The sequence below is a fragment of the Sorangium sp. So ce448 genome, assembly GCF_051520915.1.
GTDB lineage: Bacteria > Myxococcota_A > Polyangia > Polyangiales > Polyangiaceae > Sorangium > Sorangium cellulosum_B.
Genome location: NZ_CP150343.1, coordinates 11,906,343 through 11,932,512, shown reverse-complemented (window position 1 = coordinate 11,932,512; position 26,170 = coordinate 11,906,343). Strand labels below are relative to the sequence as shown.

At 72.5% G+C, this 26,170-nt stretch carries 19 protein-coding genes; 15 read left to right on the top strand and 4 right to left on the bottom strand.

Going from position 1 to position 26,170, the window contains the following annotated elements; all coding sequences use genetic code 11:
- Window positions 1-35: 35 nt before the first annotated feature.
- The gene (gene zapA, locus WMF45_RS44955; RefSeq protein ID WP_012240768.1) at window positions 36-365 is read right to left on the bottom strand and encodes a cell division protein ZapA; all 330 of its coding nucleotides are present in this window, start codon (window positions 363-365) and stop codon (window positions 36-38) included.
- A 187-nt stretch (window positions 366-552) separates the two neighbouring features.
- Between zapA and WMF45_RS44950 the strand changes: the two genes are divergently transcribed.
- A complete protein-coding gene (locus WMF45_RS44950; RefSeq protein ID WP_437712936.1) occupies window positions 553-1,167 on the top strand; it encodes a hypothetical protein in 615 nt (204 codons plus the stop codon).
- Between the two features lie 33 nt (window positions 1,168-1,200).
- Here the strand turns inward: WMF45_RS44950 and WMF45_RS44945 are convergent, their stop codons facing one another.
- Entirely contained in the window at window positions 1,201-1,956 is a 756-nt protein-coding gene (locus tag WMF45_RS44945; protein WP_437712934.1) for a hypothetical protein, read from the bottom strand.
- 259 nt (window positions 1,957-2,215) lie between these two features.
- Here WMF45_RS44945 and WMF45_RS44940 point away from each other — a divergent pair, with 259 nt between their 5' ends.
- The 9 genes from WMF45_RS44940 (at window position 2,216) to WMF45_RS44900 (ending at window position 16,586) form a co-directional block, all read left to right on the top strand.
- Window positions 2,216-2,554, top strand: a complete 339-nt coding sequence (locus WMF45_RS44940) for a DUF167 domain-containing protein (RefSeq protein ID WP_437546856.1) — start codon at window positions 2,216-2,218, stop codon at window positions 2,552-2,554.
- Window positions 2,551-3,348, top strand: a complete 798-nt coding sequence (gene dapF / locus WMF45_RS44935; RefSeq protein WP_437712932.1) for a diaminopimelate epimerase — start codon at window positions 2,551-2,553, stop codon at window positions 3,346-3,348. Before WMF45_RS44940 ends, dapF begins: the two co-directional genes overlap by 4 nt.
- A complete protein-coding gene (locus tag WMF45_RS44930; protein WP_437712930.1) occupies window positions 3,345-5,231 on the top strand; it encodes a diguanylate cyclase domain-containing protein in 1,887 nt (628 codons plus the stop codon). The genes dapF and WMF45_RS44930 overlap by 4 nt, the downstream gene beginning before the upstream one ends.
- Before the next feature lie 31 nt (window positions 5,232-5,262).
- Entirely contained in the window at window positions 5,263-6,903 is a 1,641-nt protein-coding gene (locus tag WMF45_RS44925) for a DUF4388 domain-containing protein (RefSeq protein ID WP_437712928.1), read from the top strand.
- A gap of 156 nt (window positions 6,904-7,059) precedes the next feature.
- Complete coding sequence (ald, locus tag WMF45_RS44920; RefSeq protein WP_437712926.1) at window positions 7,060-8,172, top strand: alanine dehydrogenase; 1,113 nt, start codon at window positions 7,060-7,062, stop codon at window positions 8,170-8,172.
- A gap of 16 nt (window positions 8,173-8,188) precedes the next feature.
- Complete coding sequence (locus WMF45_RS44915) at window positions 8,189-9,280, top strand: isocitrate/isopropylmalate dehydrogenase family protein (protein WP_437712924.1); 1,092 nt, start codon at window positions 8,189-8,191, stop codon at window positions 9,278-9,280.
- A 101-nt stretch (window positions 9,281-9,381) separates the two neighbouring features.
- A complete protein-coding gene (locus WMF45_RS44910; protein WP_437712922.1) occupies window positions 9,382-13,068 on the top strand; it encodes a response regulator in 3,687 nt (1,228 codons plus the stop codon).
- A 99-nt stretch (window positions 13,069-13,167) separates the two neighbouring features.
- Window positions 13,168-15,477 (top strand): sulfatase-like hydrolase/transferase, encoded by a 2,310-nt coding sequence (locus tag WMF45_RS44905; RefSeq protein ID WP_437712921.1) that lies wholly within the window; start codon window positions 13,168-13,170, stop codon window positions 15,475-15,477.
- Window positions 15,478-15,830: 353 nt separating this feature from the next.
- Window positions 15,831-16,586, top strand: a complete 756-nt coding sequence (locus tag WMF45_RS44900) for a hemerythrin domain-containing protein (protein ID WP_437712919.1) — start codon at window positions 15,831-15,833, stop codon at window positions 16,584-16,586.
- A gap of 44 nt (window positions 16,587-16,630) precedes the next feature.
- Here WMF45_RS44900 and WMF45_RS44895 read toward each other — a convergent pair whose 3' ends face one another.
- Window positions 16,631-17,476 carry an SOS response-associated peptidase gene (locus WMF45_RS44895; RefSeq protein WP_437712917.1) on the bottom strand — a complete coding sequence of 282 codons (846 nt, stop codon included), beginning with the start codon at window positions 17,474-17,476 and terminating at the stop codon, window positions 16,631-16,633.
- Between the two features lie 61 nt (window positions 17,477-17,537).
- Here WMF45_RS44895 and acnA point away from each other — a divergent pair, with 61 nt between their 5' ends.
- The 5 genes from acnA to WMF45_RS44870 all read left to right on the top strand — a co-directional run bounded on the left by acnA (window position 17,538) and on the right by WMF45_RS44870 (window position 25,569).
- The gene (gene acnA, locus WMF45_RS44890; RefSeq protein ID WP_437712915.1) at window positions 17,538-20,291 is read left to right on the top strand and encodes an aconitate hydratase AcnA; all 2,754 of its coding nucleotides are present in this window, start codon (window positions 17,538-17,540) and stop codon (window positions 20,289-20,291) included.
- A gap of 120 nt (window positions 20,292-20,411) precedes the next feature.
- Complete coding sequence (gene serS / locus WMF45_RS44885) at window positions 20,412-21,713, top strand: serine--tRNA ligase (protein ID WP_437712913.1); 1,302 nt, start codon at window positions 20,412-20,414, stop codon at window positions 21,711-21,713.
- 5 nt (window positions 21,714-21,718) lie between these two features.
- Entirely contained in the window at window positions 21,719-23,920 is a 2,202-nt protein-coding gene (locus tag WMF45_RS44880) for an ATP-binding protein (protein ID WP_437712912.1), read from the top strand.
- Window positions 23,921-23,940: 20 nt separating this feature from the next.
- Window positions 23,941-24,969 carry a hypothetical protein gene (locus WMF45_RS44875; protein WP_437712910.1) on the top strand — a complete coding sequence of 343 codons (1,029 nt, stop codon included), beginning with the start codon at window positions 23,941-23,943 and terminating at the stop codon, window positions 24,967-24,969.
- Between the two features lie 150 nt (window positions 24,970-25,119).
- Complete coding sequence (locus WMF45_RS44870; protein ID WP_437712908.1) at window positions 25,120-25,569, top strand: universal stress protein; 450 nt, start codon at window positions 25,120-25,122, stop codon at window positions 25,567-25,569.
- A gap of 16 nt (window positions 25,570-25,585) precedes the next feature.
- Here WMF45_RS44870 and WMF45_RS44865 read toward each other — a convergent pair whose 3' ends face one another.
- The gene (locus WMF45_RS44865; RefSeq protein WP_437712906.1) at window positions 25,586-26,131 is read right to left on the bottom strand and encodes a chalcone isomerase family protein; all 546 of its coding nucleotides are present in this window, start codon (window positions 26,129-26,131) and stop codon (window positions 25,586-25,588) included.
- Window positions 26,132-26,170 lie beyond the last annotated feature (39 nt).

Here is a 26,170-nt window from a genome sequence, read left to right as displayed (position 1 = left end):
CTCAGCGGGACCCCGCCAGGTACGGGCACTCCAGCTCAGCGCGTGCTGTCGTTCGCTCCGCTGGACGAGGGCGACTCGGGACCGGCGCCGAGGACAGCGTCGACCCGCTGCAGGATACGGCCAAATGCGTCCCGCGCGCGCCCCGCGATGACCGACGCCCGGGTCCGCTCCTGCTCGAGGTCGTGCGCGAGCGCGATGGCGGCGAGCAACATGGCCTGGGGGGTCACGGCGCGGCCGGCGGGCACAACGGTAGCGAGCTTCTGATCGACGACCGCGGCGAGCCGCTGGAGCTCCTCGTCGCTCGCGGACGTCACCACGCGGTAGGTCTGACCTCCTACCCGTAGCTGCACTGTGCGTCGCGCCATTGCCCCCGGACGCTACCATGAACGCTAGCAGGCGCGCAGGGCGGGCTGCGCGGTGCGAACGGAGGGACTCACCCGCGACGGACGCGACACACCGAAGACGAACGCCGGAGAGCCTCACGCAGGGCGAGGCTCCGTGCAGCAGAATTCAGGCGCGCTCCCCGCCAGCGCCCTGTAGCATCGCTCCATCATGGCCACCGCGGGCCGCCCAGCTGCCTTGGTTGCCACGCTCCTCGGAGCCGTTCTTCTCCACGGCACGGCCCGCGCGGAGCCCCAGGCGAGCGTCGGTGTCACCGTTGGCCTTGCCGGCGTCGGCCTCGATTGGCAGCTGTGGGACTCCACGGTCTTCCACCTCGGTCTGCGCGGGGATGTCCTGTTCGGCCGCGCGGCCAACAGCGACTTCGGCGTCGGTCCCTACGCCGAGGTGCTCACCCACGCGTTCGACGAGATCCAGACCGGCGCGGGCGCCTCCGTGCTCGTGCCCATCCACGACTCGTTCCCTCTGGTCCTCTCCACCGGCGCCTACGGCCGGTGGAGCGACGACGCCCGCGGCGTGGAGCCAGGGATCGCCGCCGCCATCTTCTGGGGTGGACGCAGCTACAACTTCCACTCGCGCTACGGGATGAGCACAGGGCTGCTCGCCCAGGGGCGGTTCGGGCTCGGCGGCTCGAAGGAGACCGCGGTCGTCCTCGCGGCGCAGCTCGATCTCGCGCTGCTCGCCCTTCCGTTCGTCTACCTCTTCGAGGCTGCAAAAGGGCCGTCGCCCGAAGCAGCCCCGGTGCGCCGCGCCAGACCGGGGCGGTGACGGAGGTTCGGGCCGGGGTCTGCGGGGAGCGCTCTACAGGCCGAAGCTCGCGATGTGATCGGCGCAGGGCTGACCGAGGTCACGACAGTCCTGAGGGCCCCGGGCGCCAGGGCAGGCGCCCTCGAGCTCCTTGGCGTCCTCGCACTCCTCGTTCGCGGAGCTGTAGCAGCAGTCCGGCGGAGACGTGTCGACGCACCGGCTGCAGGCGAAGCAGACCCTGATGGGGTAGGTCCACTCCGTTGTCTCGACCTCCTGGCCGCCCAGCGTCCTGCCGCGCAACACCACCGTCGCCCACACCTGGATATCGCGCCGTTGCTGCGCGGCCTGCCCGCGCAAGGTGTCCATCGTGGCGCCGTCGAGCAGGAGGACCTCGGAGCAGTTGTAGCCGGGGTCGCCGGACGAGCCCGGGTCGACCGTGCCGGTGATCGGAACGACGTAGCCCGGCGTCACGTCGTTGCCCTCGATGTCAGTGACACGGACCTCGGCCTCGTAGAGCTGGACGCGGGACGTCTCCGTCCGGAGGACGTCTGGGTCGCCGCGCTCCACGATCTGGTTGCCCACCAAGAGCATCGCGCTGTGGCTGCCCACATAGGCCGAGTCCACCGCGTCCTCGGTCCAGAACGGTTCACTGGGACCGCAGCTCACCGTGCAGTCCCCCGTCTCTGCCATCCGCATGCGGATGAACAGGCTGCTCTCGTTGTCGGCGCATGCAGACCCGAGCAGGCCGCCCGACGTCGCGAGCAGCGCGAGCGCGCACAACCTCCTCGCGAGGCTGGGCGTTGCGTTCACGGACCCTTCTCCTTCATCAGTCATGTCCAACGCCTCCACCGCGGAAATGAACATCAGCAGCGAACAACGAGAGCCGCTGATGCAAGTCGACCTGCCGGATCGTACTGCGCGAGCCGACCCACGGCCGGGGCGAAAAGAGTAGCGGGTCAGGCCGCCGACCGGCAAATTCGCGATGGCTGTCGCCGTCCGAAGAGCGACATCACCGCGCCTCGCGGGAACCACGCGTGAGCTCCAGATACGCTACGATGCCGCCGGCCAGATGAGCAAACCCGAGGAGAGCGGCGCCGTCGGCGAGTGGAGTCGCCTCGCGATCACCGAGCGCGCCGAAGGCGTCCGCATCTCGGTCCAGGTGCGCCCGAAGTCGTCGCGCTCGGCCATCGTCGGGGTGCGCGAGGGCGCGCTCGACGTGTCGTTGACCGCGCCGCCCGTGGAGGGCGCCGCCAACGCGGAGCTCGTCAAGCTGCTCTCGCGCGCGCTCGACGTGCGCCAGAGCGATGTCCAGATCGCCCTCGGCGCGAGCGGCAGGAGCAAGGTCGTCGCCGTCCGTGGGCTCAAGGAAGCCGAGGCGCGAAAGCGGCTCGCCGGGGCGAAGCGATGAAGGAAAACGTCGTCCGGTTCGAGAAGTGGGAAGGTCTTGGCAACGACTTCATCCTGGTCGAGGCGGTCCCGATGACCGCCGAGGCGGCGCGGCGCCTCTGCGACAGGCGGTTCGGCATCGGCGCCGACGGCGTGCTCGTGATCGAGCGCGACCAGCCGCGCATGCAGGTCTGGAACGCCGACGGGAGCCGCCCCGAGATGTGCGGCAACGGGATCCGCTGCGTCGCGGCCTACCTCGTCTCCCGCGGGACCCCCCAGAAGGTGCTCACCATCGCGACCGACGCCGGCGACAAGCGGTGCGAGGTCACACGGGCGGGCGATCGCTTCGACGTGCTCGTCGGCATGGGCCGGGCCCGCGTGGGCGAGACGCTCGTCGTCACAGCGCTCGGCGCAGAGCACCGGTTCGCCTGCGTCGACGTCGGCAACCCGCACGCGGTGACGTTCGATCCCTACACGGAGGACGCGATCGACGAGCTCGGGCCGATCGTCGCGACAACGCCGGCCGAGGGCGTCAACGTCGAGTTCTGCCGCGTTCGTCCGGCGGACCAGGGCGAGGCCGCGCGCATCGACGTGACCGTCTGGGAGCGCGGGGTGGGCCGCACGCTGGCGTGCGGCACGGGCGCCTGCGCCGTGGCGGCCGCGGCGTGCGCGCAGGGCCGCGCCCCGTATGGAGCACCTCTCCGCGTGGCGCTGCCGGGCGGCTCGCTGCGCATCACCGTCGCCCCCGGATCCCTGGAGCTGCTCATGCAAGGCCCGGCGCGCCGGGCGTTCTCGGGCGAGGTGGTGATCGCGTGACCGCCTCGCTCGAGGGGGTCTGGAGTCCTGGTAGGGCGCCGGCCCACGAGTTCTCGCTCAAGGTGCTCGCCGTCATCGCCGACGAGGCGACCCGCACGCTGTTCTCGCGGGTCATCACGTCCGATGAGCTGATGATCGCCGGGGATCTCGCCGAGGGGATCGTCCTTGCCGAGACCGCCGCGCCCGACGTCGCCTTCATCGATGTCGGGCTCGGGGAGGGGGCCGGCCTCGCCATGGTCCACCACCTGAAAGCCCTCGCGTCCGAGGCCACCGTCTTCGCGCTGGCGACGAGGGCTGAGCTCGAGGCAGGCGCCCATGCGGTCGCGCTCGGCGGCGCCGGGCTCTTCCTGCTGCCGCTCGGCGGGGACGAGGTGCTGAACGCGGTGGGGTCGGTGCGCCTCCGCTTCGCCGAGCGGGCTCTCCGGATGCAGCTCGAGCAGGAAGCCGCGCGCAGCGCGCGCGCTGCCGGGTGGATCGCCCGCGTGGCCGAGCTCGCCGATGCGCGCGACCGCAACGCGGCGGCTCAGCAGCTCGCCGAGGTGTTCGTCGAGGCGACGGGCGCGGCGGCGGCCGCCGTCTACCTGGCCGCCGGAGAGCGCTCCAGCGAGCTGGTCCGCGCTGCGGCGATGGGGCCGCTCGACCGTGCGCCCGCCTACGGGACCGAGACCGACATCCTCGATTTCGCCCGGCGCGAGCAGCTCATCGTCGTCCCGCTGGCGCTCCGCAAGCTCGCCGCGGGGCATCTCCTTCTCCAGAAGGAGCCCGGCCGCAGCTCCGCGTTCCCTTCGGTCAGGCGCCCCGACAGCGCGGCCTCGACCCCGCGGCGCGCCCCGCTCCTCGACGGCCTCGTCAAGCTGCTCGCCACGCAGGCGACGACGGCGCTTGCCCTCCTCGGCGAGCGCGAACGCTCGACAGGCGGCGCCGCGATGAAGGATCCGGCGTCGAGCGCCTACTCGTTCGCCTACTACGTCGACGTCGCCGGCCGGGAGATCGACAAGGCCAGGCGGTACGGTCGCCGGTTCACGATCGCGACCATCGTGATCGAGCCGGATGCAGCGGCCGCACCGGAGCGCCCAGGCGACCTCGCCTTCTGGAGGACCACGCCGGCGCCCCCAACGAACACGCACAACCCCGGTCAGGTCGTCGAGCACCTGCTCCGCGCCGTGCGCGACACCGACATCCTGGCCCGCGTCGACGAGAACGAGTTCCACCTGCTCATGCCCGAGACGGCCGCGCTCGAGGCCCACGCCTGCCATCGACGGATGCTCTCCCACGTCGCCGAGAGCGAGAAGCGGGCCGGGTACCTGCCGAAGGGCCTGCTCGTCGGGGTCGCCACCTTCCCCCAGGACGGCCAGAGCCTCGCTCAGCTGCTCCGCATCGCCCGGCGGCGCGCCGACGCCACCAAGTCCTCGATCGTCCACCGCGTCCCTCAGGACCGGCGGAGCATCGGCGAGATCGTCAGCCTCCTCGTCCGGGAGTCCCCCGCGCCCGGCGGAGCTTCCGCGATCTCGGCGCCCCGCGCGCTCGATCTGTCGGTGTCCGATACGATCGTGCTCGCGACGTCGGTCGTCAGGAACGCGCTCCGCGGGGGCGCCGTGTTCCTGCTGGTCGCTCACCACGACGGGCTGAGCCTGGGAGCGCAGGTCAAGGCGCAGCTGGCCTCGCCGCGCGACGACGTGGTGGTGCACACCGTCGACCTCCGCTCCTCGCCAGGGTGCGACGACATCGAGGCGCTCTGTGTCCTCGCGGAGCACGGCGCGTATGCCCTGGTAGGGCGTAATCAGGGGGGGTTCGTGAAGGGTATCCACGCCGCCGATCCGCTGCTCGCGGACTTCCTCGCCGAGCGGCTCGGCCGCGCGGCCGGGCTGCGGGTCTTCGGCTGACTCGGAGGGCGCCGATCCAGTGTCTCGCAGGGTGCTGCTGGTTGATTCGGACGTGGACGCGCTCGGCGCGCTCGCGTCGGCGCTCAGGGCGCGTGGTCTCACCGTGACCAACGCGAACGGCGCGTTCGAAGCCGTGGAGCAGGCGTTCAAGCGCCGGCCCGACGTCGTGCTCGCCGCCAGGACGCTCGACGAGGACAACGCGCTGGCGGACGCGTTCGCCGCCGTCCCCGACCTCGCCGATACCCCGATCCTCTTCCTCGTCGACGGCGCCGAGGGCGATCTGGGCTTCGACGAGGTCCTGCGGGGCGACGTCGATCACATCGTCTCGCGGATCACCGAGGCGTCGCCCCGCGGCTCCAAGCCGACGGTGCCGCAGGAGATCCGCGGAGACCTCCAGCAGGTCCCGCTCGTCGACCTGCTCCAGCTGCTCGCGATGAACCGCCGGAGCGGCACCCTCGGCATCACGACGCCGACCGGGGCAGGGGAGCTGCGGCTCCTGGCAGGGGAGGTGATCGATGCCGTCTACCGCCGCCTCGAGGGGGAGAAGGCGCTTTACCGGCTGCTCGGCGAGCGGGACGGACACTTCGCGTTCTCCCCAGGCGAACCGGCGAGCGTGCGCCGCATCATGGCGCCGACCTCGCGTCTCCTGATGGAAGCGCTCCGCCAGGTCGACGAGGTCCAGCGCCGGCGATCCGAGCTCGCGCCGGCCGGTGAGGCCTTCCTGGTGACCGAGCCCGCGAGCGACGATCTCGACCTGTCCCCGCTCCCGGACCACGAGACGTTCAGCGTCGACGCGACCTTCGGCGACAGCGCCTCGTCGGACCGAGGGAGCGCCGCGCCCCTGGCGAGCGCCCTGTCCTCGTTGCCCGACTTCACCGCCTCGCCGATGCCGGCCAGCGACGTGAAGGGCAACCGCGGCGGGTCGATGCCGCCGCCGCCCACGCTCCGCGCCGCGGAGCCGGCCGCGTTCAGGCTCGAGGCGCTGCGCACCCCGACGACGTCGCCGCCGGCGCCCCTCGGGGAGCCGGCGGAGCGCGCGGCCGTGGCCGAGAAGCTGGCCGCGCTGCTCCAGATGCCGCACAACCTCGACGAGCTGCTCGACGAGATCAGCGGGCCGGATCTCCTGATCCTCGAGGTCCTGATGGAGCTCACGGCCTCCGGGAAGGTCCGCCGCATCTCGCTCGCCGACCTCACGACGCCGTTCGCGCCGTCGGAGCACCTGCCGGTCCTCCGGTCGCTTGTGACCCGCCTGGCCCGGCCGGGCTTCGCGCCGCCGCCCCACCTCGTCATCGCCGCGAGCACGCGCCGCATGGCGACGCTGTCTCATGCGGTCCGCCGCATCGGTGACGCCATCGTCCCCGCCGAGCCTCCGCCGCAGGCGGCGATCCCGAGGCCGCTCGGCGTGATCCGGCTCGGCGACGGCGTCGAACTCGCGCTGGTCGGCCTCCCCATCGAGGAGAGCTTCGCGCCGGCCTGGCCGCTCGCCCTGCACGGCGCGGCCGCGGTCGTCCGGCTCGGCGACGGCGGTGAGGACGCGCTGGCGGCGCACTGCGAGACCCTGGAGCTCCTGCTGCTCGACGCAGAGGCCATGATGGGGCCGCTGGATCTCGCCTCGCCGGGACAGATCACGCTGCTTGTCCGCGCCGCGCTCGAGGCCGCCGCGGGCGTGTGACCGGCCGACGAAAACGTAGCTTCAGAACGGATCTTCCGGGTTTCTCGCCTCGGAAACCGGCGTTTGACTCGATGGCTCGCGGCGTTGCGAGGGCAGGTTTCTGCTATCGTCGCACACGCCTCGCTTCAGCAGTCCGGCGAGGAGAGGAGCGCGATCGTGCTTATCGGAGTCCCCAAGGAGATCAAGACACGTGAGTACCGCGTCGGCATGACGCCCGCGGGAGTCCGGGCCCTGGTCGGGCACGGGCACAAGGTCCTCGTGGAGAGCGGCGCCGGCGAAGGCAGCGGGCTCTCCGACGAAGCCTATGCACGCGCGGGCGCGCTCATCGCGAGGTCGGCAGCGGAAGCGTGGAGCGCCGAGTTGGTCGTGAAGGTGAAGGAGCCGCTCCCCGCCGAGTACGGCCACTTTCGCCCAGGTCTCCTCCTCTATACCTACTTGCACCTGGCCGCCGAGCCGGATCTCACCCGGGAGCTCGCCAGGCGAGGCGTGACCGGCGTCGCGTACGAGACCATCCAGCTCGAGGACGGCTCGCTGCCGCTGCTGCGGCCGATGAGCGAGGTGGCCGGCAGGATGGCCGTTCAGGTCGGCGCGTCGTGCCTGGAGAAGGAGCGGGGCGGCAAAGGCGTGCTCCTCGGCGGCGTGCCGGGGACGCGGCGCGGCCGCGTGGCGATCCTGGGCGGCGGCGTGGTCGGCCGGAACGCGGCGACCATCGCGGTCGGGATGGGGGCGCAGGTCACCGTGCTCGATGTCCGCGCCGAGACGATGAGCTACCTCGAAGACGTGTTCGGCGGCGCGATCGAGACGCTCTACTCCAACGCGGAGAACATCGAGACGATGTGCGAGCGCGCCGATCTCGTGGTCGGCGCGGTGCTCGTGCCCGGCGCCAAGGCGCCCCAGCTCGTGACCGAGGAGCACATCCGACGCATGGAGAAGGGGACGGTCGTCGTCGACGTCGCCGTGGATCAGGGAGGGTGCATCGCGACATGCCGCCCGACGACGCACGACAACCCGACCTACGAGGTGCACGGGGTCGTTCACTACTGCGTCGCCAACATGCCGGGCGCGGTCTCGCACACGAGCACCTGGGCGCTCACGAACACGACGATCGGCTACGCGGTGGCGATCGCCAACCAGGGCATCGTCGCCGCGGCCAAGGCCGACAGGTCCGTCGCCCTCGGGATCAACACCCACGGCGGCCACGTGACCTACGGCCCCGTCGCAGCGGCCCACCGGCTGGAGTACGTGCCGGTCGAACGCGCGCTCGGTTGACCGGGAGCGCGACCTCGTGGCAGCCAGAAAGAACAAGAAAATCGCGATCATCGGTGGTGACGGCATCGGCCCGTCCGTCATCGCCGAGGCGAAGCTCCTGCTCGAGCTCTATCAGGAGCGAGCAGGGCTGCCGATCGACCTCTGGGAGCTCGATCTCGGCGCCGACCGGTACCTGCGCGACGGGACGACCTTCCCGAACCAGATCCAGATCGCCATCCAGCGCGAATGCTCGGCGGTGCTGCTCGGCGCCCTGGGTGATCCCCGCGTACCCAACCTGGAGCACGCGCGCGACATCCTCTTCGGCATGCGCTTCGGCTACGACCTCTACGCCAATGTGAGGCCCGTCCGCGCGCTGTCGGACCGGCTGGTGCCGCTCAAAGGCCGCACGGCGAAGGACATCGACTTCGTTGTGTTCCGCGAGAACACCGAGGGGATCTACGTCGGGATGGGCGGGCAGTTCAAACGCGGCACCCCCGACGAGGTCGCGATCAATGAGGACGTAAATACGAGGAAGGGCGTCGAGCGGATCATCCGCGCGGCGTTCGACTACGCGCGCGCGAACGGCCGGACGCGGGTCACGATGGCGGACAAGTCGAACGCGATGCGGCACGCGCACGAGCTCTGGCTGCGTGTCTTCCACGAGGTGCGCGCCCAGTATCCGGAGATCCAGTCGAACCACGTCTACGTGGACGCCCTCTGCCTGTACGTCATCCAGGATCCCGCGCAATTCCAGGTGATCGTGACGAACAACCTGTTCGGCGACATCGTGACCGATCTCGGCGCGGCGCTGCAGGGGGGGCTCGGCATGGCGGCGAGCGCGAACGTGCACGCGTCCGATCCGGCGCGGGTCGCGCTGTTCGAGCCGGTGCACGGGTCGGCGCCGCCGCTCGCCGGCAAGGACATCGCGAACCCGTTCGCGGCGATGCTCACCGCGGGGCTGCTGCTCGCTCACCTCGGGTGGCCCGAGGAAGAGCGCCGCATCGAGCGCTGGGTCTCCCTGGCGCTCGATCAGGGGATGTGCACGGTCGATGTGGGCGGGACGCTCGGCACGCGCGCCGCCGGCGCATGGGTCCGGGAGCAGATCGCCGCCGAGCTGGGGCCGCCGTGAGGTGACCCGGGGGCGCCGGCGCGCGGCCCGAAGCCACGGGCGCGCGGGCGCGATCGCCGAGAAGTTCGGGTGTCCGATCCTCCTGTGATACGGGACCGCCAATGGGCGTAGGATCGACGGCAGTGGAGCACGCGGGGCCGCGCAGCAATCCAGCGAGCGAGGCTCGGCAAGAGCGGCTGGGCGGAGCGCGCGCCGAGTTCGTGGCGAACCTGGGTCGCCGCGTGGCGGAGCTCCGCGAGATGGTCCGGCGGATCGAGGCAGAGGGCGATGCGCCGCGGCTCGTCGAGGAGCTGAAGCGGCGCCTGCACTCGCTCGGCGCGGGGGCGCGCCTCCTGCGCTTCGTGCGCGTCGCCGAGCGGCTCGCCGAAGGGGAGTCGCAGCTCGCCGCCGGGAACGGCGCGCGGCTCAGCGGCGAGGACGCGGCGGCCCTGCGGAAGCTGCTCGAGGAGCTGCCCGCCCTGGCCTGGGGGCAGTCGGCCATGGGTGAGCCGGCGCCGCCCCGCGCGAGCGCCGCGCCGCTCGAGCAGGCGTCGGCGCCGCCCCGCGCGCGCGCCGCCGCGGATCAGCCGAACGCACGCAGCGCCAGCGCGCGGCCGGATGGCACGGGTGCGGCCAAGGGCCAGGCCACGACGTGGATCGCGGGCCTGAGCAACGGCCGCGCGCTCGCCGCCGAGCCGCTCTCGCTCGACGAGGAAGAGGAAGCGCGCGCTTCCTCGACGCGCGGCGTGGAGCAGGCGCCCCCCGCCGAGGCGCTGGAGGCCGCGCCGGCCGCGTCGATCGACGCGCCGATCACGGTCCTCGTGGTGGGCGCCGCGCCGCTCGCCGAGGCGCTCGACGCGGCGAGCGCCGATGTCGGGCCGTCGTTCGAGGTCGAGCGGACCGACGACGTGGAGACGGCGATCGATCTCGCGCGGGCCTTCGCTCCGGATCTGGTCCTGCTCGACGCGGACATGCCGGGGGCGCGCGGGCTGGCGGAGGCGCTGGCCGCCGATCCGCTGACCGACCTGGTCCCCGTCGTCGCCGTCGGCCGCTTCGCGCGGCCGGAGGACGCGGCCCCCTACGTGGCGCTCGGCGCCGCGCGCGCGCTGCCGAAGCCCGTCTCGCCGGACGCGCTCCGGCGCGCCGCCGCGGAGGCAGCGGTGGCCTGCGTGCGCGCCGAGACCGCGCGCGCCGTGCGCGGGCCGTTCGGGGCCGTCAACCTCGACGAGCTCGGGGCGCGCCTTGCCGAGGAGCTCCGCCGCGGCCTCTGCGACGCCGCCGAGCCGAGGAGCCGCGGGGAGCACGTCGATCTCGGCGACGGCGCCGAGGTCCTCGCGGCGCTCTGGGGCGCGGTGGCGCGCATCCGCGATCTCGTGACGATCCGCTCGCAGGGCGGCGTGCGGTTCTCGCCGAACGGGCCGGAGGGCGCGCTGCCGCTCGCCCCGTGGATGATCGCGCCGAGCGCGCCCGAGGGCGAGCGCTCGCGGCTGCACAGCGAGATCCGCGCGAAGTCGCCGGCGCGCACGATCAGCGCGTCGAGCGCGGCGCCGGGCGACGCGGCGCTCGACGCGATCGACATCGTGGTGGCGGACGACGATCCGGCGGTGACGTGGTTCCTCGCCGGCGTGCTCCGGGCCGCGGGCGCGAACGTGCACGAGGCGCACGACGGCGCGCGGGCGCTCGACCTCGCGTACCAGACGACGCCGGACCTGGTCGTGAGCGACGTGCTGATGCCGCGGCTCGACGGCTTCGCCCTCTGCCGCGCGCTCAAGCGCGACGTCGCGCTGCGCGACGTGCCGGTCATCCTGCTCTCCTGGAAGGAGGACCTGCTCCAGCGGCTCCGCGAGCTCGGCGCCCAGGCCGACGGCTACCTCCGCAAGGAGGAGAGCGCCGCGGCCTTCGTGCAGCGGGTGCACGAGGTCCTGCGGGGCAGGCGGCGCGTCGCGGAGCGCATCGCGACGGGCGGCGAGGTCCGCGGGCGGCTCGACGGCATGACGACGCGGACGCTGCTGTCGCTCTCGTGCGCGCGCCGGCCCGACGCGCTCGTGTCGGTCCGGGACGCCGCGTTCCTGTACGAGGTGCTGCTCAAGGACGGCCGCCCCGCCGGCGCGACCCGGACGGCGCAGGACGGGACGTTCCACCGCGGCCCCTCCGTGCTCGCGGCGCTCCTCGGCGTCGGCTCCGGTCGCTTCGTGGTGGCGCCTGCGCCGGAGAGCGAGCTCGCGGCGCCGCCGCGCCCCGGGTTCGAAGGGACGCTCGCGGAGCAGCTCCTGCCCGCGATCGCGGCGGCCCGGGCCGCCCAGCGGCTGTTCCACGGGCCGCCGTTGATGCAGGTCGAGCGCGTCGTCCTCGACCTGGAAGGGATGGGCGCGACCGCCGACGCGACGCCCGAGCCGGCGCGCTCGCTCCTGAGAGCGCTCGCCCGGGGGACGTCGCCGCGATCGGTCATCACCTCGGGGGAGTTCGCCGCGGGCCTCGTCGAGGACGTGCTGAACGACGTCGCGGCGCGCGGCGGCGTGCGCCGGGTGATCAGCCGGGAGGGAGAGGACCTGCTCGCCCCCGCCGTGGCCTACGAGGAGGAGACGCTCCGCGGCGTGCGGCGTGTCCCGGAGCGGGCCGCCCCGGTCGCGGCGCTGCCGCCCGAGCTCGCCGGCGACGCCGCCGCCGCGTCGTCGCGCGCCTCGGTCGAGCTCACCGACGATCAGCTCACGGTGGTGCCCGGCTCGGTGGCGCCGCGATCGAGCATGCCGGCGCGCGGCTCGGCGGCGCCGAGCTCGGCGGTGTCGGGGCCGGGCTCGGCCATGTCCATCCCGGTGCTGTCCGTGGACGGCGAGGACGAGGACACGGCGTTCGCGAGCGCGGGCGAGGAGGAGGTGACGGCGCTCTCCGGCGCGCTCGTCAACGCACGGGTTCCGAGCGATCTCGCCGAGCTTCAAGGCGATGGGGTCAGCGTGCGCGCGGCGCGGAGCCCCCAGGTGGACGCCGCTCTGCTGGCGGGCGTGACGCCGGCCGTGCCCGGCGTGGCGCCCGCGCCCCGCAGGCCGGAGGCCACGCTGCCCGCGCTGGAGTACCCGAAGCCCGAGCGGCTGCTGACGCTGGGCTCGCTCCCGCCGCCGCCCGTCGTCGAGGCGCCGGCGCCCGCGGCGCTCAAGGTCCCCTCGGCGCCGCCCGCCGCGCGGCTCGCGGCCCCCGCCCCGGCGCCCGCCGTCGACGAGTCGCCCACGCCGCGCCGCGTGCGCCGGCCGTCGGCCTACGTGCCGACGCCGCAGCCGCCCGCCCGCGACAACCGCATGACGATGTGGGTCCTCTTCGCGGTGGCGGCGTTCGTCTTCGCGGTCGCCGCGCGGCTGTCGCGCGATCACGAGCTGCACGGCGCCTCGCTGACCTCCGACCAGCCGAGCCCGCCCGCCGCGGAGCCCGCGACCGCTGCCCCGCCCGGCGCTGTGCCTGCCGCCGCCGGCTCGTCGAGCGTGGTCGCGGCGGCGGTCGCCGCCACGCCGGCCCCGGCTGCCGCCGGGCCGATCGGCGAGACGACGTCGAACCCCGTGCTGCCCGAGGATCTGCCGCTGGCCGCCGAGCACAAGGTGCCCGAGGGGCAGGGCATGCTGGAGGTGATCGCCGGCGCGGGCGACACGCTCTTCGTGGACGGGCGGAAGGTCGGCACCGGCAGCGTCAAGCTGCCGCTCGCGCCCAAGGACGGCGTCTACGAGATCCGGGCGAAGCTCCGGGACGAGGAGCGCGTGCGCTTCGCGGTCGTCAAGGCCGGCCGCCTCACCCGGCTCCGCGTCGCGCCGCCGTGGCGCCGCTGAGCGCGCCACGAGCGCTCCCCCAGGCAATCGAGGAGCCCGCGCTCGCCCCGGGGTGCCCAGCCGCAGGCAGGGTGCCCCGCTCGTGGTAGAGGACGCCCCGTGCGCGCCCGCGTGATCCGAACCCGCCATCCCTCTTCCGCGCTCACGCTCGCCTCCGCCGCGGCCGCGCTCCTCTCCGGTTGCAGCGGGTGCGAGACCTCGACCCGCGATCTGCCTTCCGACGCCCCGGCCGCGGCGTCCGCGAGCCCGCAGGCGACGCCTCCGCCGCCGGCGCGCGACGTCGTGCACCTCATCGACGAGCTGCCGAGCTGCGATCTCGAGCACCGAGGGCTCCTGTTCGATACCGGCGCGGGCGCGCTCATCGGCCGCTTCGCGTGGCAAGGCACCGTGCCCACCGGCATCCAGGCGGTCGAGCACAATGGATCCACCTGGGCGCGGATCTCGGAGCGGCAGATCAAGCTCACGTTCGTCCTGCCCTCCGCGAGCCCGATCTTCGTCTCCGCCCGGGCCGTCGGGCTCACCTCCAAGTACGCCACCGTCTCCCTGGACGACCAGCTGCTCGGAACGCTCCGCCTCCAGCGCGACCAGATCCGCATCGCCTCGACCCCGACCACCACGCTCCCCGCCGACCCCGGCCTGCACACCCTCACGCTCCAGTTCTCCGGCCGGCTCCGCGAGGGGGAGTCGTTCGCCGACGTCGACTGGGTGCGCGTGGGCATCCCGGACGAGGACCCGGCCACGTACGGCCCCCCGACCCTGCGCGACGTCGTCGCGCCCGCCGCCGCGCTGTCGGGCGTCCCCCACCGGTCCATCGCGCTGCGCGCGCCGGGCGCGGTCCGCTGCGCTTTTCGCCCTTCCAGGGTGACCCGCCTCCACACCTCCATCGGCGCGCTGGGCTCGGGAGGAGGCGACGCCGAGATCCGCGTCCTCCGCGACGGCCAGGAGCCCCTCGTGATCCATCGCGTCCACGTCGAGGGCGGCGACAAGGCGGCCTGGACCGACGTCGAGCTGCCGCTCGCGCCCTTCGCCGGGTCCCTCATCTCCCTCGAGCTCCGCGCCGCCGCGGCGGCCCGCGGCGGACGCATCCTCTTCGGCGACCCCGTCCTCGCCGGATCGCCGGAGCCGCCGCCGTCCGTGCCCCGAGCGCGCGCCGTCGTGATCGTCGCCCTGAACGGGGTCGAGCGGCCCGATCTGCCCCCCTGGAGCGGTCGTCCGGAGCCGCACCTCGCCACGCTCTCGGAGCTCGCGACGTCAGCGACGACGTTCGATCACCACCGCGGGCCGAGCACGGTCGTGTCCGCCGTGGCCGCGTCGCTGCTCACCGGTCTTCCGCCGCCGGCCCATACCGTCGCCGACACTGGGGCCCGCCTCCCCGCCCACGTCACCACCATCGGCGCCATCGCGAGCGACAGCAGCATCCGCACCGGGTTCTTCACCGGCGTGCCCACCACGTTCCGGGCGTTCGGCTTCGGACCCGGCTGGTCCCGGGTCCTCGAGCACCCCCCGACGAGCGGCGAGCCGGCCACCACCCCGATCGACGCCGCCGCCACCTGGATCAGCGAGACCGTCCGCCAGGACACGTCCAACCGCCTCCTCGCGTTCGTCCACGCGCGCGGCGGACATCCGCCCTGGGAGGTGAGCCCGAAGGAGCTGAACGCCCTCAAGCCCGCCGAGTACGCCGGCCCCGTCGAGCCGCGCCGCGCCGCCCAGGTGCTGGCCAGGCTGAGGAACCGGCGCCGCGATGTGCTCAGCCCCGAGGATCGCGACCGGATCCGCGACCTCTTCTCCATCGCCCTCGCCGGCCAGGACCGCGCCCTCGGCAACCTCATCGGGACCCTCAAGGCCGCCGGGCTGTGGGACGAGACCCTCTTCATCGTGACCGGCGATCTGGCCAGCGGGCGCTCCGACGCCGTGCTCTACGGCGAGGGCATGGAGCTCCAGGAGCCCGTCCTGACGCTCCCGCTTTATGTCCACTTTCCCGGTGATCTGTTCGCCGGCCAGCGCGTCGCTGCCCCGACCGAGATCATCGACGTCGCGCGCACGGCGATCGCCGCCCTCGGCCTCTCGTTCGCCCGCAAACCGCTCGGGAAGGATCTGGCGGCGGTCGCCTCCGGCCTCGAGGGCGTCGAGCGCGGCCCCCAGATCGCTGCCCTCGGCGATCGTTACTCCACCCGCTGGGGCAACCTCGTGCTTTCGGGTCGGCTCGGTGTTCCCCCCTTTCTCTGCGACCTCGACGTGGACCCGACCTGCGCCTTCAACCGTCGCGAGGTGATGCCCCTCGCCACCGTGTCGCTCTTCCGGCGTACCGTGACGTTCGACCTGTCCGTGCGCGCGCCTGCGGCGCAACGGGAGCCGGCCACGATCGACGCGGAAACGGCGGCCGTGCTCAACGTATGGGGCGCGAACTGAGGCCCGCGCGATCGACCTGCGCCCGCGCCTGCGAGCCGCGGAAAGCCCGCTGACGGCGCCCGGCGGCGCGCCGGCGCCCTGCGCGCGCGAAGGCGTCCGCGACATCGCGCAGGCCGCGCGCGATCACGCTCCAGCGGTGCCATGCCGCCTCGCTGCGGGGCAGCACGCCCCGCGTCGCGCGCGCCGCGACGCCCCGCGCGGGTTGGCCGATCGACGTACGCCCGCGCCCGCGCGTGCGCGTCGTGCGCTCGCTTCGCGCGCCCATCTCGCCTGGCATGCTTCGCGCAAACCCGCAGGCCGCACAGGCCAAGCGCCTCGACGGCGCTTCATCTTTCCGTGAGAGGAGTCCCCGCATGAAGGCGACCGACCTATTGAAGGAGCATCACCAGGAAGTCGAAGAGCTCTTCGAGCGCATGTCGCAGGCCGACAGCGACGAGATCGGCGCGCTCCGCGACGAGCTCGTGGCGACCCTCGTGAGCCACACGGCCATCGAGGAGGAGCTCTTCTACCCCGCGAGCCGGGAGGCGCTCGGCGCCTCCCCCCTGATCCTGACCTCGTACGAGGAGCACGCGCTCGTCGACGTCATGTTGCAGAAATTGCTCAGCACCGAGCCGGGTGACGAAACCTTTCACGCCAGGCTCGGCGTGCTGAAGGAGCTCGTGCAGCACCACGTCGAGGAGGAGGAGAAGGAGCTCTTCCCCCAGGTCGAGAGCGCCATGGGCGCCGCGCGCCTCGAGGAGCTCGGCAGCCGCCTGGAGGCGCGCTTCGGCCAGGTGCGCGAGAGCGACGTGGAGGCGCTCCTCGCTCGGAACGTCGCGAAGAGCATGCCCGCCGCCACCGCCGGCCGCCGCGCGCGCACGGCGAAGCCGTCGGCGCGCAAGGCGGCGGCCAAGCGTCCACCCGCGAAGCGCGCGTCGACGCAGCGCGCCGAGCCGGCGCGGGGCGCGCAGAAGGGGCGCCGCACCGCCGCGACCGGACGGAAGAAGACAGCGGCCACGGCGCCCGCGAAGACCGGGCGAGACGCGCCCGCGCGCAAGGCGAGCCGACCGGCGAAGACCAGCCGCACAGGCCGCAAGGGCGGTCGCGCGAGCAGCGCCTCCGCGCGCTGACCGTCGCAAGGCAGCCCGCGCACATCAACGTACGTTGCCGCAGATCAGCGGCGCGAGGTCCGGCCGGAGGGGACGGCGGGCCTCGCGCCGCCATCGAGATCGAACAGCGGAAGCGTGCCGCCGGACTTCGAGGCAGCGGCCTTCGGAGCAGCGGCCTCCGCCGCGAGCTCCTGCAGCAGGGCGGGGTCGTCGTGGGCGACCGAGTTGACCCGCGGCGAGACGGCGCGCGCCGCGAGGGCGCCCCGAGGCGCCGGCCGGAGCAGCGCCTCGGCCCGGTCCGCGTCCGCGCCGTCGCCGAGGCCGAGCCAGAGGTCCACGTCCCCGGGGCCCAGCAGGACGGGCATGCGGTCGTGGATCGGCGCGACGTCGGCGTTCGCCTCGGTGGTCAGGATCGTGAACCGGCGGTCGGGCTCCCCCGTGTCGGGGTCCTTCGCCGGCTGGCACAGCCCCGCCAGGCGGAGCAGCCCGCCCTCCGCGGGGTGGAACCAGGTGGGCCGCCGCGCGCCCTTGGGCCCGGTCCACTCGTAGAAGCCGTCCGCCGGCACCACGCAGCGGCGCGCCGCGAACGCCTCGCGGAACGTCGGCTTCGCCCGCGCGCTCTCGGCGCGCGCGTTGGCCAGGAGCGAAGGCCCGGCGCCGCCCCTGGCGAAACGCCCCACGAAACCCCAGGTCGCCGCCACCAGCGCGCGCCGGCCGTCCCGCGCGCGCAGCACCGGGTGGACGGTCGCAGGTGCGATGTTGAAACGAGGCCGAAACCTTGCCGCTATCTCCGGATCAGCGGCAATCGACCGAGCCGGGCCGCTGCCTGCTCGGCCCGCGCCAGAGGAGGACTCGAGCAGCGCGATGAGGGTCGCAAAGTCCGGAACGGCGAGGGTGAAGCGCGCGCACATAACACTAGATTAGCGGCTTCGGGGCGCCTACAAGGGCGCTCCGGACGTTGGAGGAGGCCGCATGGTCGACAGCTTTGGCACCAAGAGCACGCTGACGGTTCAAGCCGAAACATACACCTATTACAAGCTCACCTCGCTGGCGCGAGGCGGCGCGTCGATCGACAAGCTCCCCTTCTCGCTGCGCATTCTCCTGGAGAACCTCCTCCGCCACGAGGACGGGCGCGTCGTGCGCAAGGACCACGTGGAGGCCGTCCTCAACTGGGACCCGAAGGCCCGCCCCTCGCAGGAGATCGCGTTCCACCCCGCGCGCGTGCTGCTCCAGGACTTCACCGGCGTTCCCGCGGTGGTCGATCTCGCCGCCATGCGCGAGGCGCTCGCGAAGCTCGGCGGCGACTCGCTCAAGATCAACCCGCTCCAGCCCGTCGACCTCGTGATCGACCACTCGGTCCAGGTCGACAAATTTGCGTCCTCGACGGCCGTGAAGGTGAACGCGGCGCTCGAGTTCGAGCGCAACGAGGAGCGCTACGCGTTCCTCCGCTGGGGAGCGCAGGCGTTCACGAACTTCCGCGTGGTGCCGCCCGACCAGGGCATCTGCCACCAGATCAACCTGGAGTACCTCGCCGGCGCCGTCATGCGGCAGGGCACGCTGGTCTACCCGGATACGCTCGTCGGCACCGACTCGCACACCACGATGATCAACGGGCTCGGGGTCGTCGGCTGGGGCGTCGGCGGCATCGAGGCCGAGGCGGCGATGCTCGGCCAGCCGCTCTCGATGCTCATCCCCGAGGTCGTGGGCTTCAAGCTCCACGGCAGCCTGCCCGAGGGCGCGACCGCGACCGATCTCGTCCTCACGGTGACGCAGCTGCTGCGGCAGAAGAAGGTGGTCGGGAAATTCGTGGAGTTCTACGGCCCCGGCCTGAGCGCGCTCTCGCTCCCGGACCGCGCCACGATCGCCAACATGGCGCCCGAGTACGGCGCCACGATCGGCTTCTTCCCCGTCGACGACGAGACGATCGCGTACCTGCGCTTCACCGGCCGGCCCGCGCAGCTCGTCGCGCTCGTCGAGGCCTACTACAAGGAGCAGGGGCTGTTCCGCACGGACAGCACCCCGGAACCCGTCTTCAGCGACACCCTCTCGCTCGACCTCGGCGACGTGGTGCCGTCGATCGCCGGCCCGAAGCGGCCGCAGGACCGCGTCCCGCTGCGCGACGCGAAGCGCACCTTCCGCGCCTCGCTCCAGGGCATGCTCGAGAAGGAGTTCGCCGCGGCCGACGCGCCCGCGGTCAAGGCGTTCCTCGAGGAGGGGGCCGGCAACGCCGCCGCGCGCGTGCCCGCGCTCGAGAAGGTCATGCGCCCGGCGGAGATCACCGAGGGCGACACGCGCTACACGCTGCGCCACGGCTCGGTCGTGATCGCCGCGATCACGTCCTGCACCAACACGTCGAACCCGGCGGTCATGCTCGGCGCGGGCCTGCTCGCGAAGAAGGCCGTCGAGCGCGGGCTCACGGTGAAGCCGTGGGTGAAGACGTCGCTCGCCCCCGGGTCGAAGGTCGTCACCGACTACCTGCGCCAGGCGGGGCTCCTGCCGTACCTCGAGGCGCTCGGCTTCCACATGGTCGGCTACGGTTGCACGACCTGCATCGGCAACTCCGGGCCGCTGCCGGACGTGATCGGCGACACGATCCGCAACAACGATCTCGTCGTGGCGAGCGTCCTCTCGGGCAACCGCAACTTCGAGGGCCGCATCAACCAGCACGTGCGGATGAACTTCCTCGCCTCTCCGCCGCTCGTCGTCGCGTACGCGCTGCGCGGCGACGTCGACGCCGACCTCTTCAAGGAGCCGGTCGGCACGGATCGCAACGGCGAGCCGGTGTACCTCAAGGACATCTGGCCGAGCTCGGCCGAGGTCAACGAGGCGATCCGGACGGCCGTGCGGCCCGAGCAGTTCCAGGTGCAGTACGAGAACGTCTTCGCCGGCGACGAGGAGTGGCAGAAGCTCGCTGTCCCGGGCGGCCAGACGTTCGTGTGGGACGAGGGCTCGACCTACGTGCGCAGGCCGCCGTTCTTCGAGGGGCTGTCGAAGGAGCCGGCGCCGCTCACCGACATCCGGGCCGCGCGCGTGCTCGCGCTGCTCGGCGACTCGGTGACGACCGACCACATCTCCCCGGCCGGCAACATCGCCAAGAACAGCCCCGCCGCGAAGTACCTGGTCGAGCACGGCGTCGCGCCCGCCGACTTCAACTCGTACGGCGCCCGCCGCGGCAACCACGAGGTGATGATGCGCGGCACGTTCGCGAACATCCGCCTCAAGAACGCCCTTCGCCCCGGCGAGGAAGGCGGGATCACGGTGCACCTGCCCGACGGCGAGAAGACCACGATCTACGACGCGGCCATGCAGTACAAGGCCGAGGGCGTGCCGCTGCTCGTGATCGCCGGCGCCGAGTACGGCACCGGGTCGTCGCGCGACTGGGCGGCCAAGGGGACCAAGCTGCTCGGCGTGCGCGCGGTCATCGCGAAGAGCTTCGAGCGCATCCACCGGTCGAACCTGGTCGGCATGGGCGTGCTCCCGCTCGAGTTCGCGCCGGGCGAGGACGCGTCCACCCTCGGCCTCACCGGGCGCGAGGTGTTCGAGATCGACGGCATCTCGGACAACCTCACGCCGGGCAAGAAGCTCGACGTCGTCGCGACCGGGGAAGGCGGGGCGAAGAAGACCTTCACCGTCACCGCGCGCATCGATACGCCGAACGAGGTGGACTACTACCAGCACGGCGGCATCCTCCAGTTCGTGCTGCGCAGCCTCGGCGCCAGCGCCTAGCGCCTCCCTGCGCGCCGCTCCCCGCCAAGCCCGGCGGGGAGCGGGCCCATCGTCGGAGCGGAGCGGAGCGGCGCGTCGCGGCTGCTGACGCGCGTGCGGGCTTCGGCTAAACCCTGGGGTATGCTCGATCCTCGCTACGTCGCGGAGCACCTCGATGAGGTGCGCGCGGCGCTCGCCCTTCGCTCGCCCGCCGCCGCCGCCAGCCTCGGAGGCGACTTCGCCTCCACGGTCAGCGCGAGGCGGTCCAACATCCAGGAGCTCGAGCGGTGGCAGGCGGAGCGCAACGCGGCGAACGACGCGATGGCGCGCCTCGACAAGAAATCGCCCGAGTTCGCGCAGAAGCGCGACGAGCTGAAGGCCCTGTCGACGCGGATCAAGGAGGCGGAGCAGGTCGTCTCCGAGCTCGAGAAGCGGATGACCGAGCTGCTCTCCGTCGTGCCGAACCTGCCGGACCCGTCGGTGCCCGTGGGCGCGGGGGAGGAGGGCAACGTGGTCGTCCGGGCGTGGGGCGAGAAGCCGAGCTTCTCGTTCGCGCCGAAGTCGCACTGGGACATCGGCACGGCCCTCGGCCTCCTCGACTTCGAGCGCGCGGCGAAGCTCTCGGGGGCGCGCTTCACCGTGCTGATGGGCGCCGCCGCCCGCCTAGAGCGGGCGCTCATCTCGTTCATGCTCGACCTGCACACGCGCGAGCAGGGCTACCTCGAGGTGCTGCCACCCTTCCTCGTCAAGGACTCGGCGCTGTTCGGCACGGGCAACCTGCCCAAGTTCGCCGAGGACCTGTTCAAGACGCAGAAGAGCGACCCGGAGAGGGCGTACGACCTGTACCTCATCCCGACGGCCGAGGTCCCGGTCACGAACCTCCACGCCGACGAGATCCTGGACGGCGCGACGCTCCCGATCGCCTACGCGGCCTACACGCCGTGCTTCCGCAGCGAGGCGGGCAGCCACGGGCGTGACGTCCGCGGGCTCATCCGGCAGCACCAGTTCGACAAGGTCGAGCTCGTGCGGTTCTCGGCGCCGGAGGACTCCGCCCGCCAGCACGAGCTGCTCACCGCGCACGCGGAGGAGGTCCTGAAGCGGCTCGGCCTGCACTACCGGGTGTCGGCGCTCTGCACCGGCGATCTCGGCTTCGGCTCGCAGAAGACGTACGATCTCGAGGTGTGGCTGCCCGGCCAGGGGCTGTACCGCGAGATCTCGAGCTGCTCGAATTTCGGCGACTTCCAGGCGCGCCGCGCCCAGATCCGCTACCGGCCGGAGCCGAAGGCGAAGCCGCGGCTCGTCCACACGATGAACGGGTCGGCGCTCGCGGTGGGGCGGACGGTCATCGCGATCCTCGAGCAGTACCAGCAGGCGGACGGCACGGTGGTCGTGCCGGAGCCGCTCCGGGCGTTCATGGGCTGCGAGGTCCTCCGCGGCAGGTAACAGCGATGGCAGCGGACGAGGAAGCCAAGCGTGAGCTTCCGGAAGCGAAGAGCGCGCACAACGGAGGGGACGGCGAGCGGCGCTCGCAGGTCCCGGAGTCGCGGGGCGCGCGCGGCGGGGGGGACGGCGAGCGGCGCTCGCAGGTCCCGGAGTCGCGGGGCGCGCGCGGCGGAGGGGACGGCGAGCGGCGCTCGCAGGTCCACGGGCCGCCGACCAACGCGGAGACGTCGATGGCGCTCGCGCGCCGGCGGCTCCTCGACCTCTGCAAGCGGCACAAGGACGAGCTCATCGACGACTGGATCGAGAACGTGCTGGCGCTGCCGCCGGAGCGGGGCCGGTACACCGATCGGCCCGTGGGCGAGGTCACGGAGAACGTGCGCTCCTGGCTCGCCGCGTTCACAAGGATCCTCGAGGACGGCAGCGAGACGCTGCTCGACGAGTTCATCACGCACCTGGTCGAGCAGCGCTACGCGACCGGGTACTCCATCAGCGCTCCGCTGATCGCCGCGTCCGAGTTCCGCACCGCGGTCGCGGGCGTGCTCGACACGACGCACGACGACGCCGAGGCCGACGGCTCGTCCTCGATCGACGTGCTCCGCGCCGTCGACGCGCTGCTGCTCCAGTTCGAGCACCGCTTCGCCGAGGCGTACGCCCAGCGATCGCTGTTCGCCTCCGAGGAGCGCTACCGGGAGATCGTCGAGCTCTCGTCCGACGTCCTCGCGACGATCGACCAGGAGGGCATGCTGACGCGGCTCAACGTGCGCTTCGAGGCGCTCTTCGGGCACTCGCGGCAGGCGTGGATCGGCCGGCCGATCACCGCGCTCGCGGTCGCGGCGGACGTGCCGGCGCTGCGCACGCTCGTGCTGTCGGCCTCGCGGGCCGAGGCGCCGAGGGAGGCCACCATCCGCTGCGGGACGCGCGCCGGCCTGACCAAGGTGATGACGGTCCGGATCACGCGGCTCTACGGCGAGGACGCCTCGCTCGCGCTCATGCGCGACGTCACCGAGGAGGTCGCGCGCCGCGCGCAGATCCTCCACAGCGAGAAGCTCTCCTCGATCGGCCAGGTCGCGGCGAGCGTCGCGCACGAGCTCAACAACCCCATGGCGTGGGTGATGGCGAACCTGGAGCAGATCCGGAGCGGGGCGCACAAGCTCGTCTCGGCGGCGCGCCCGGTCGCCTCGGGCTCCTACGAGGACCTGCTGCGCGCCATCGACCTCATCGATCGCTCGTGCCACGAGGCGCTCGCCGGCGTCGAGCGGATGCGGGACATCGTGACGGACCTCAACCTCTTCTCGAGCAGCAGCGAGCGCAAGCCCGAGCGGGTCGAGCTCGTCGACGTGATCGAGCTCGCGCTGCGCATGACGGGCCCGCAGCTCAGCCAGCTCTGCCGCATCGAGCGCAGCTACGGCGAGATGCCGCCGTTCGTCGGCTATCCGGGCAAGCTCTCGCAGGTGTTCGTGAACCTGTTCATCAACGCGGCGCAGGCGATGCCGAACCGCCCCCGCGACGAGAACATGGTGCGCGTGACGACGCGCTTCGACGCCGGCGTCCACCACGTCGAGGTGGAGGACAACGCGCGCGGGATGACCCCGGAGGTCGTCGAGCGGATCTTCGACCCGTTCTTCACGACGAAGGAAGAGAGCGCGCGCCCGGGCATCGGGCTCTGGGTGTCGCGCAACATCGTCGAGGAGCAGCACGGCACGATGACGGTGTCGAGCACGCCCGGCGTCGGGACCGTCTTCACGATCCGCCTGACCGGCCTCAACCCCACGGATCTGCCCGCGCCGCGGCCGCCGCCGGAGCCGCCGCGCGCGTCGTCGCGCGGGACGATCCTGTTCGTGGACGACGAGCCGATGCTGCTCAACGCCTTCGCGCGCGCGTTCGAGGAGCGGCACGAGGTGCTCGTGGCGAAGAGCGGCCACGAGGCGCTCGACCTCCTGCGGGACCGCGGCGGCCGGATCGACGCGATCGTCTGCGATCTCCTGATGCCGCAGATGAGCGGGATGGCCCTGTACGACGAGATCGGCGAGCGGTTCCCGCAGCTCTTGCCGAAGATGGCCTTCATGTCGGGCGGCGCCTTCACGCCGAGCGCGCGCGAGTTCGTGGAGCGCGTGGACAACCCGAAGATCGCGAAGCCGATCTCGCTCGACGATCTGGAGCGGGTGATCGGCGATCTTCTCAGCGGCGGGTCGAAGCGGGGGCACTAGGCTGGCGGAGAGGGGGCTCGATGGCGGTCGCGAAGGCGAGGACGATCCGGGAGCGGGCGAACCACGCGCGTTACCGGCCGGGGCAGCGTGGCGGCTTCTACGAGAGCTTCTTCCAGCGCGCGAACCACCCGACGCGGCCGCTCGCCTTCTGGATCCGGTACACGCTGTTCAGCCCGGCCGGCCGGCCCGAGGCCGCGGAGGGTGAGCTCTGGGCGGTGTACTTCGACGGCGAGTCGGGGCGCCACGTGGTCGCCAAGCGCGAGGTCCCGTTCGCCGGGCGTTGCTCCTTCGCCCGCGACAGCCTGTCGGTCGCCATCGACGACGCCCGCCTGAGCCTCGGCAGGCTCACCGGCGCGGCGGGCGAGGGGGAGGACGCCATCACCTGGGACCTCGCCTACGAGGGCGGCGGGGAGCCCCTTCTGCTGCTCCCGGCGGCCCTCTACGGCGCCCCGCTGCCGAAGGCGAAGGCGCTGGTCGGCGCGCCGATGGCCGTCTACAGCGGCCTCCTCCGCGTCGCCGGGCGCGAAGTGGACGTCTCGGGCTGGGTGGGCAGCCAGAACCACAACTGGGGGACGAAGCACACGGACCTGTACGCCTGGGGGCAGGTCGCCGGGTTCGACAGCCACCCGGACAGCTTCCTCGAGGTCGCCACGGCCCGACTGAAGGTCGGACCGTTCTGGACGCCGAACATGACGCCGCTGGTCCTCCGGCACGGCGGCGAGGAGATTGCGCTCGGCTCGCTCGTCCAGTCGGTCCGCGCCGATGCCTCGTTCGACTACTTCACCTGGCGCTTCCGGACGGAGACCGATCGGCTGAGCGTCGAGGGGCAGATCTCCGGGTCCGCCGGCGATTTCGTGGGCCTGGCTTACAGGAACCCTCCTGGCGGCGTGAAGCATTGTCTGAACACCAAGATCGGGGCCTGCACCGTCACGCTGCGGCGGAAGAGCCTGGGCCGCGAGGTCGGGATCGAGACCCTGACCACGGCGCGGCGCGCGGCGTTCGAGATCCTCACGGACGACCGAGGCCATGGCGTGATGATCCGCGCCTGATCCACGCTGGACGCACCGTCCGCGGCGCTCGGGGCGGGCGGCCGGGCCGGCGCGAAGGAGCGGGGCGCTGCCGCCGAGAGATGCGCTGCGCGTCCGGCGCCAGGTCGGCTAAAGAAGGTGCGGTACGTCACCGCACGAAAGGCGGACGCGATGAGTCTCAAGCACCCCCGGACCATCCTCGTTGCACTGGACAGCTCCCCCAAGGCGTCGCTCGTCCTCGCGGAGGGCGTCGATCTCGCGCAGAAGCTCGGCGGCAAGCTCGTGCTCGTGCGCGGGATCGGGCTGCACCACAGCCTGCCCGCGGAAGCGTTGAACGAGTCGCCCACCCGCGTCCCCGAGATCCTGGAGCGGAGCGACCGCGAGGAGCTCTTGCAGCTCGCGCGCGACGTGCCGCCCGAGCTCCTCGCGAAGGTCGTGATCCACGTCGGCGTCGCCTGGGAGGTCATCTGCCGGACGGCCGACGAGGAGAACGCGGATCTCATCGTCATCGGGTCGCACGGCTACTCGGGCATCGACAAGGTGCTCGGCACGACGGCGGCGAAGGTCGTGAACCACACGAACCGGTCGGTGCTCGTGGTGCGCGACAAGCCGTCGGACTGACAGCGGCTCGCCTGCCTCAGCGGAGCCTGGCGATGAGCGCGTCGCTCAACGTGGGCTGATCGATCTTGCCGAGCCAGATCCGCCAGGTGGCCTTCATGAAATCGACGCCTGCCACGGTCGCCGTCCCGCCGCCGGCGACCGTGACGGTTGTCGCCTTCGCGCGCGGGTCGTACGCGATGGTGACCTCCGCTCCCGACTTGAGGTCTCCCTCGAACGCGGCCACGAACCTCTCGATCTTCGGCGTGTCCGTGTATCGGTTCAACGCATAGGCCTCTCGCAGGGCCTTGACGATGCTCGCGCGGTCGACGTCGCGAAGCATCGTCCAGACGAACTTCTTGCCCGTGTCCATCTCGATGACGGCGTCCTTGGACCGGGTGGCAGGGAGCTGCTCCATGTAATGGCTGATCCGATAGACATCGATGTTGAGCACGCCGATGGTCCTCACGCGGACGCCCGTGCCGGTGAGCGTGTAGCCCGGCAAAGCAAGGAGGCTCCCGACAGCGAGGAAGACCGCCGCGAACGCGGCGAGGAGAGCTGGAGATTGGCTTCGCGCGAGTTGCATCGGATCGACCTCCTCCGGCATCGCCGCTCCGTGCGGCGG

Excerpts from the sequence above, each read along its gene's own strand:
- zapA (WP_012240768.1), bottom strand. The coding sequence starts at position 365 with ATGGCGCGACGCACAGTGCAGCTACGGGTAGGAGGTCAGACCTACCGC.
- WMF45_RS44950 (WP_437712936.1), top strand. The coding sequence starts at position 553 with ATGGCCACCGCGGGCCGCCCAGCTGCCTTGGTTGCCACGCTCCTCGGA.
- WMF45_RS44940 (WP_437546856.1), top strand. The coding sequence starts at position 2,216 with ATGAGCAAACCCGAGGAGAGCGGCGCCGTCGGCGAGTGGAGTCGCCTC.
- dapF (WP_437712932.1), top strand. The coding sequence starts at position 2,551 with ATGAAGGAAAACGTCGTCCGGTTCGAGAAGTGGGAAGGTCTTGGCAAC.
- WMF45_RS44910 (WP_437712922.1), top strand. The coding sequence starts at position 9,382 with ATGGGCGTAGGATCGACGGCAGTGGAGCACGCGGGGCCGCGCAGCAAT.
- WMF45_RS44900 (WP_437712919.1), top strand. The coding sequence starts at position 15,831 with ATGAAGGCGACCGACCTATTGAAGGAGCATCACCAGGAAGTCGAAGAG.
- WMF45_RS44895 (WP_437712917.1), bottom strand. The coding sequence starts at position 17,476 with ATGTGCGCGCGCTTCACCCTCGCCGTTCCGGACTTTGCGACCCTCATC.
- acnA (WP_437712915.1), top strand. The coding sequence starts at position 17,538 with ATGGTCGACAGCTTTGGCACCAAGAGCACGCTGACGGTTCAAGCCGAA.
- serS (WP_437712913.1), top strand. The coding sequence starts at position 20,412 with ATGCTCGATCCTCGCTACGTCGCGGAGCACCTCGATGAGGTGCGCGCG.
- WMF45_RS44880 (WP_437712912.1), top strand. The coding sequence starts at position 21,719 with ATGGCAGCGGACGAGGAAGCCAAGCGTGAGCTTCCGGAAGCGAAGAGC.
- WMF45_RS44875 (WP_437712910.1), top strand. The coding sequence starts at position 23,941 with ATGGCGGTCGCGAAGGCGAGGACGATCCGGGAGCGGGCGAACCACGCG.
- WMF45_RS44870 (WP_437712908.1), top strand. The coding sequence starts at position 25,120 with ATGAGTCTCAAGCACCCCCGGACCATCCTCGTTGCACTGGACAGCTCC.
- WMF45_RS44865 (WP_437712906.1), bottom strand. The coding sequence starts at position 26,131 with ATGCAACTCGCGCGAAGCCAATCTCCAGCTCTCCTCGCCGCGTTCGCG.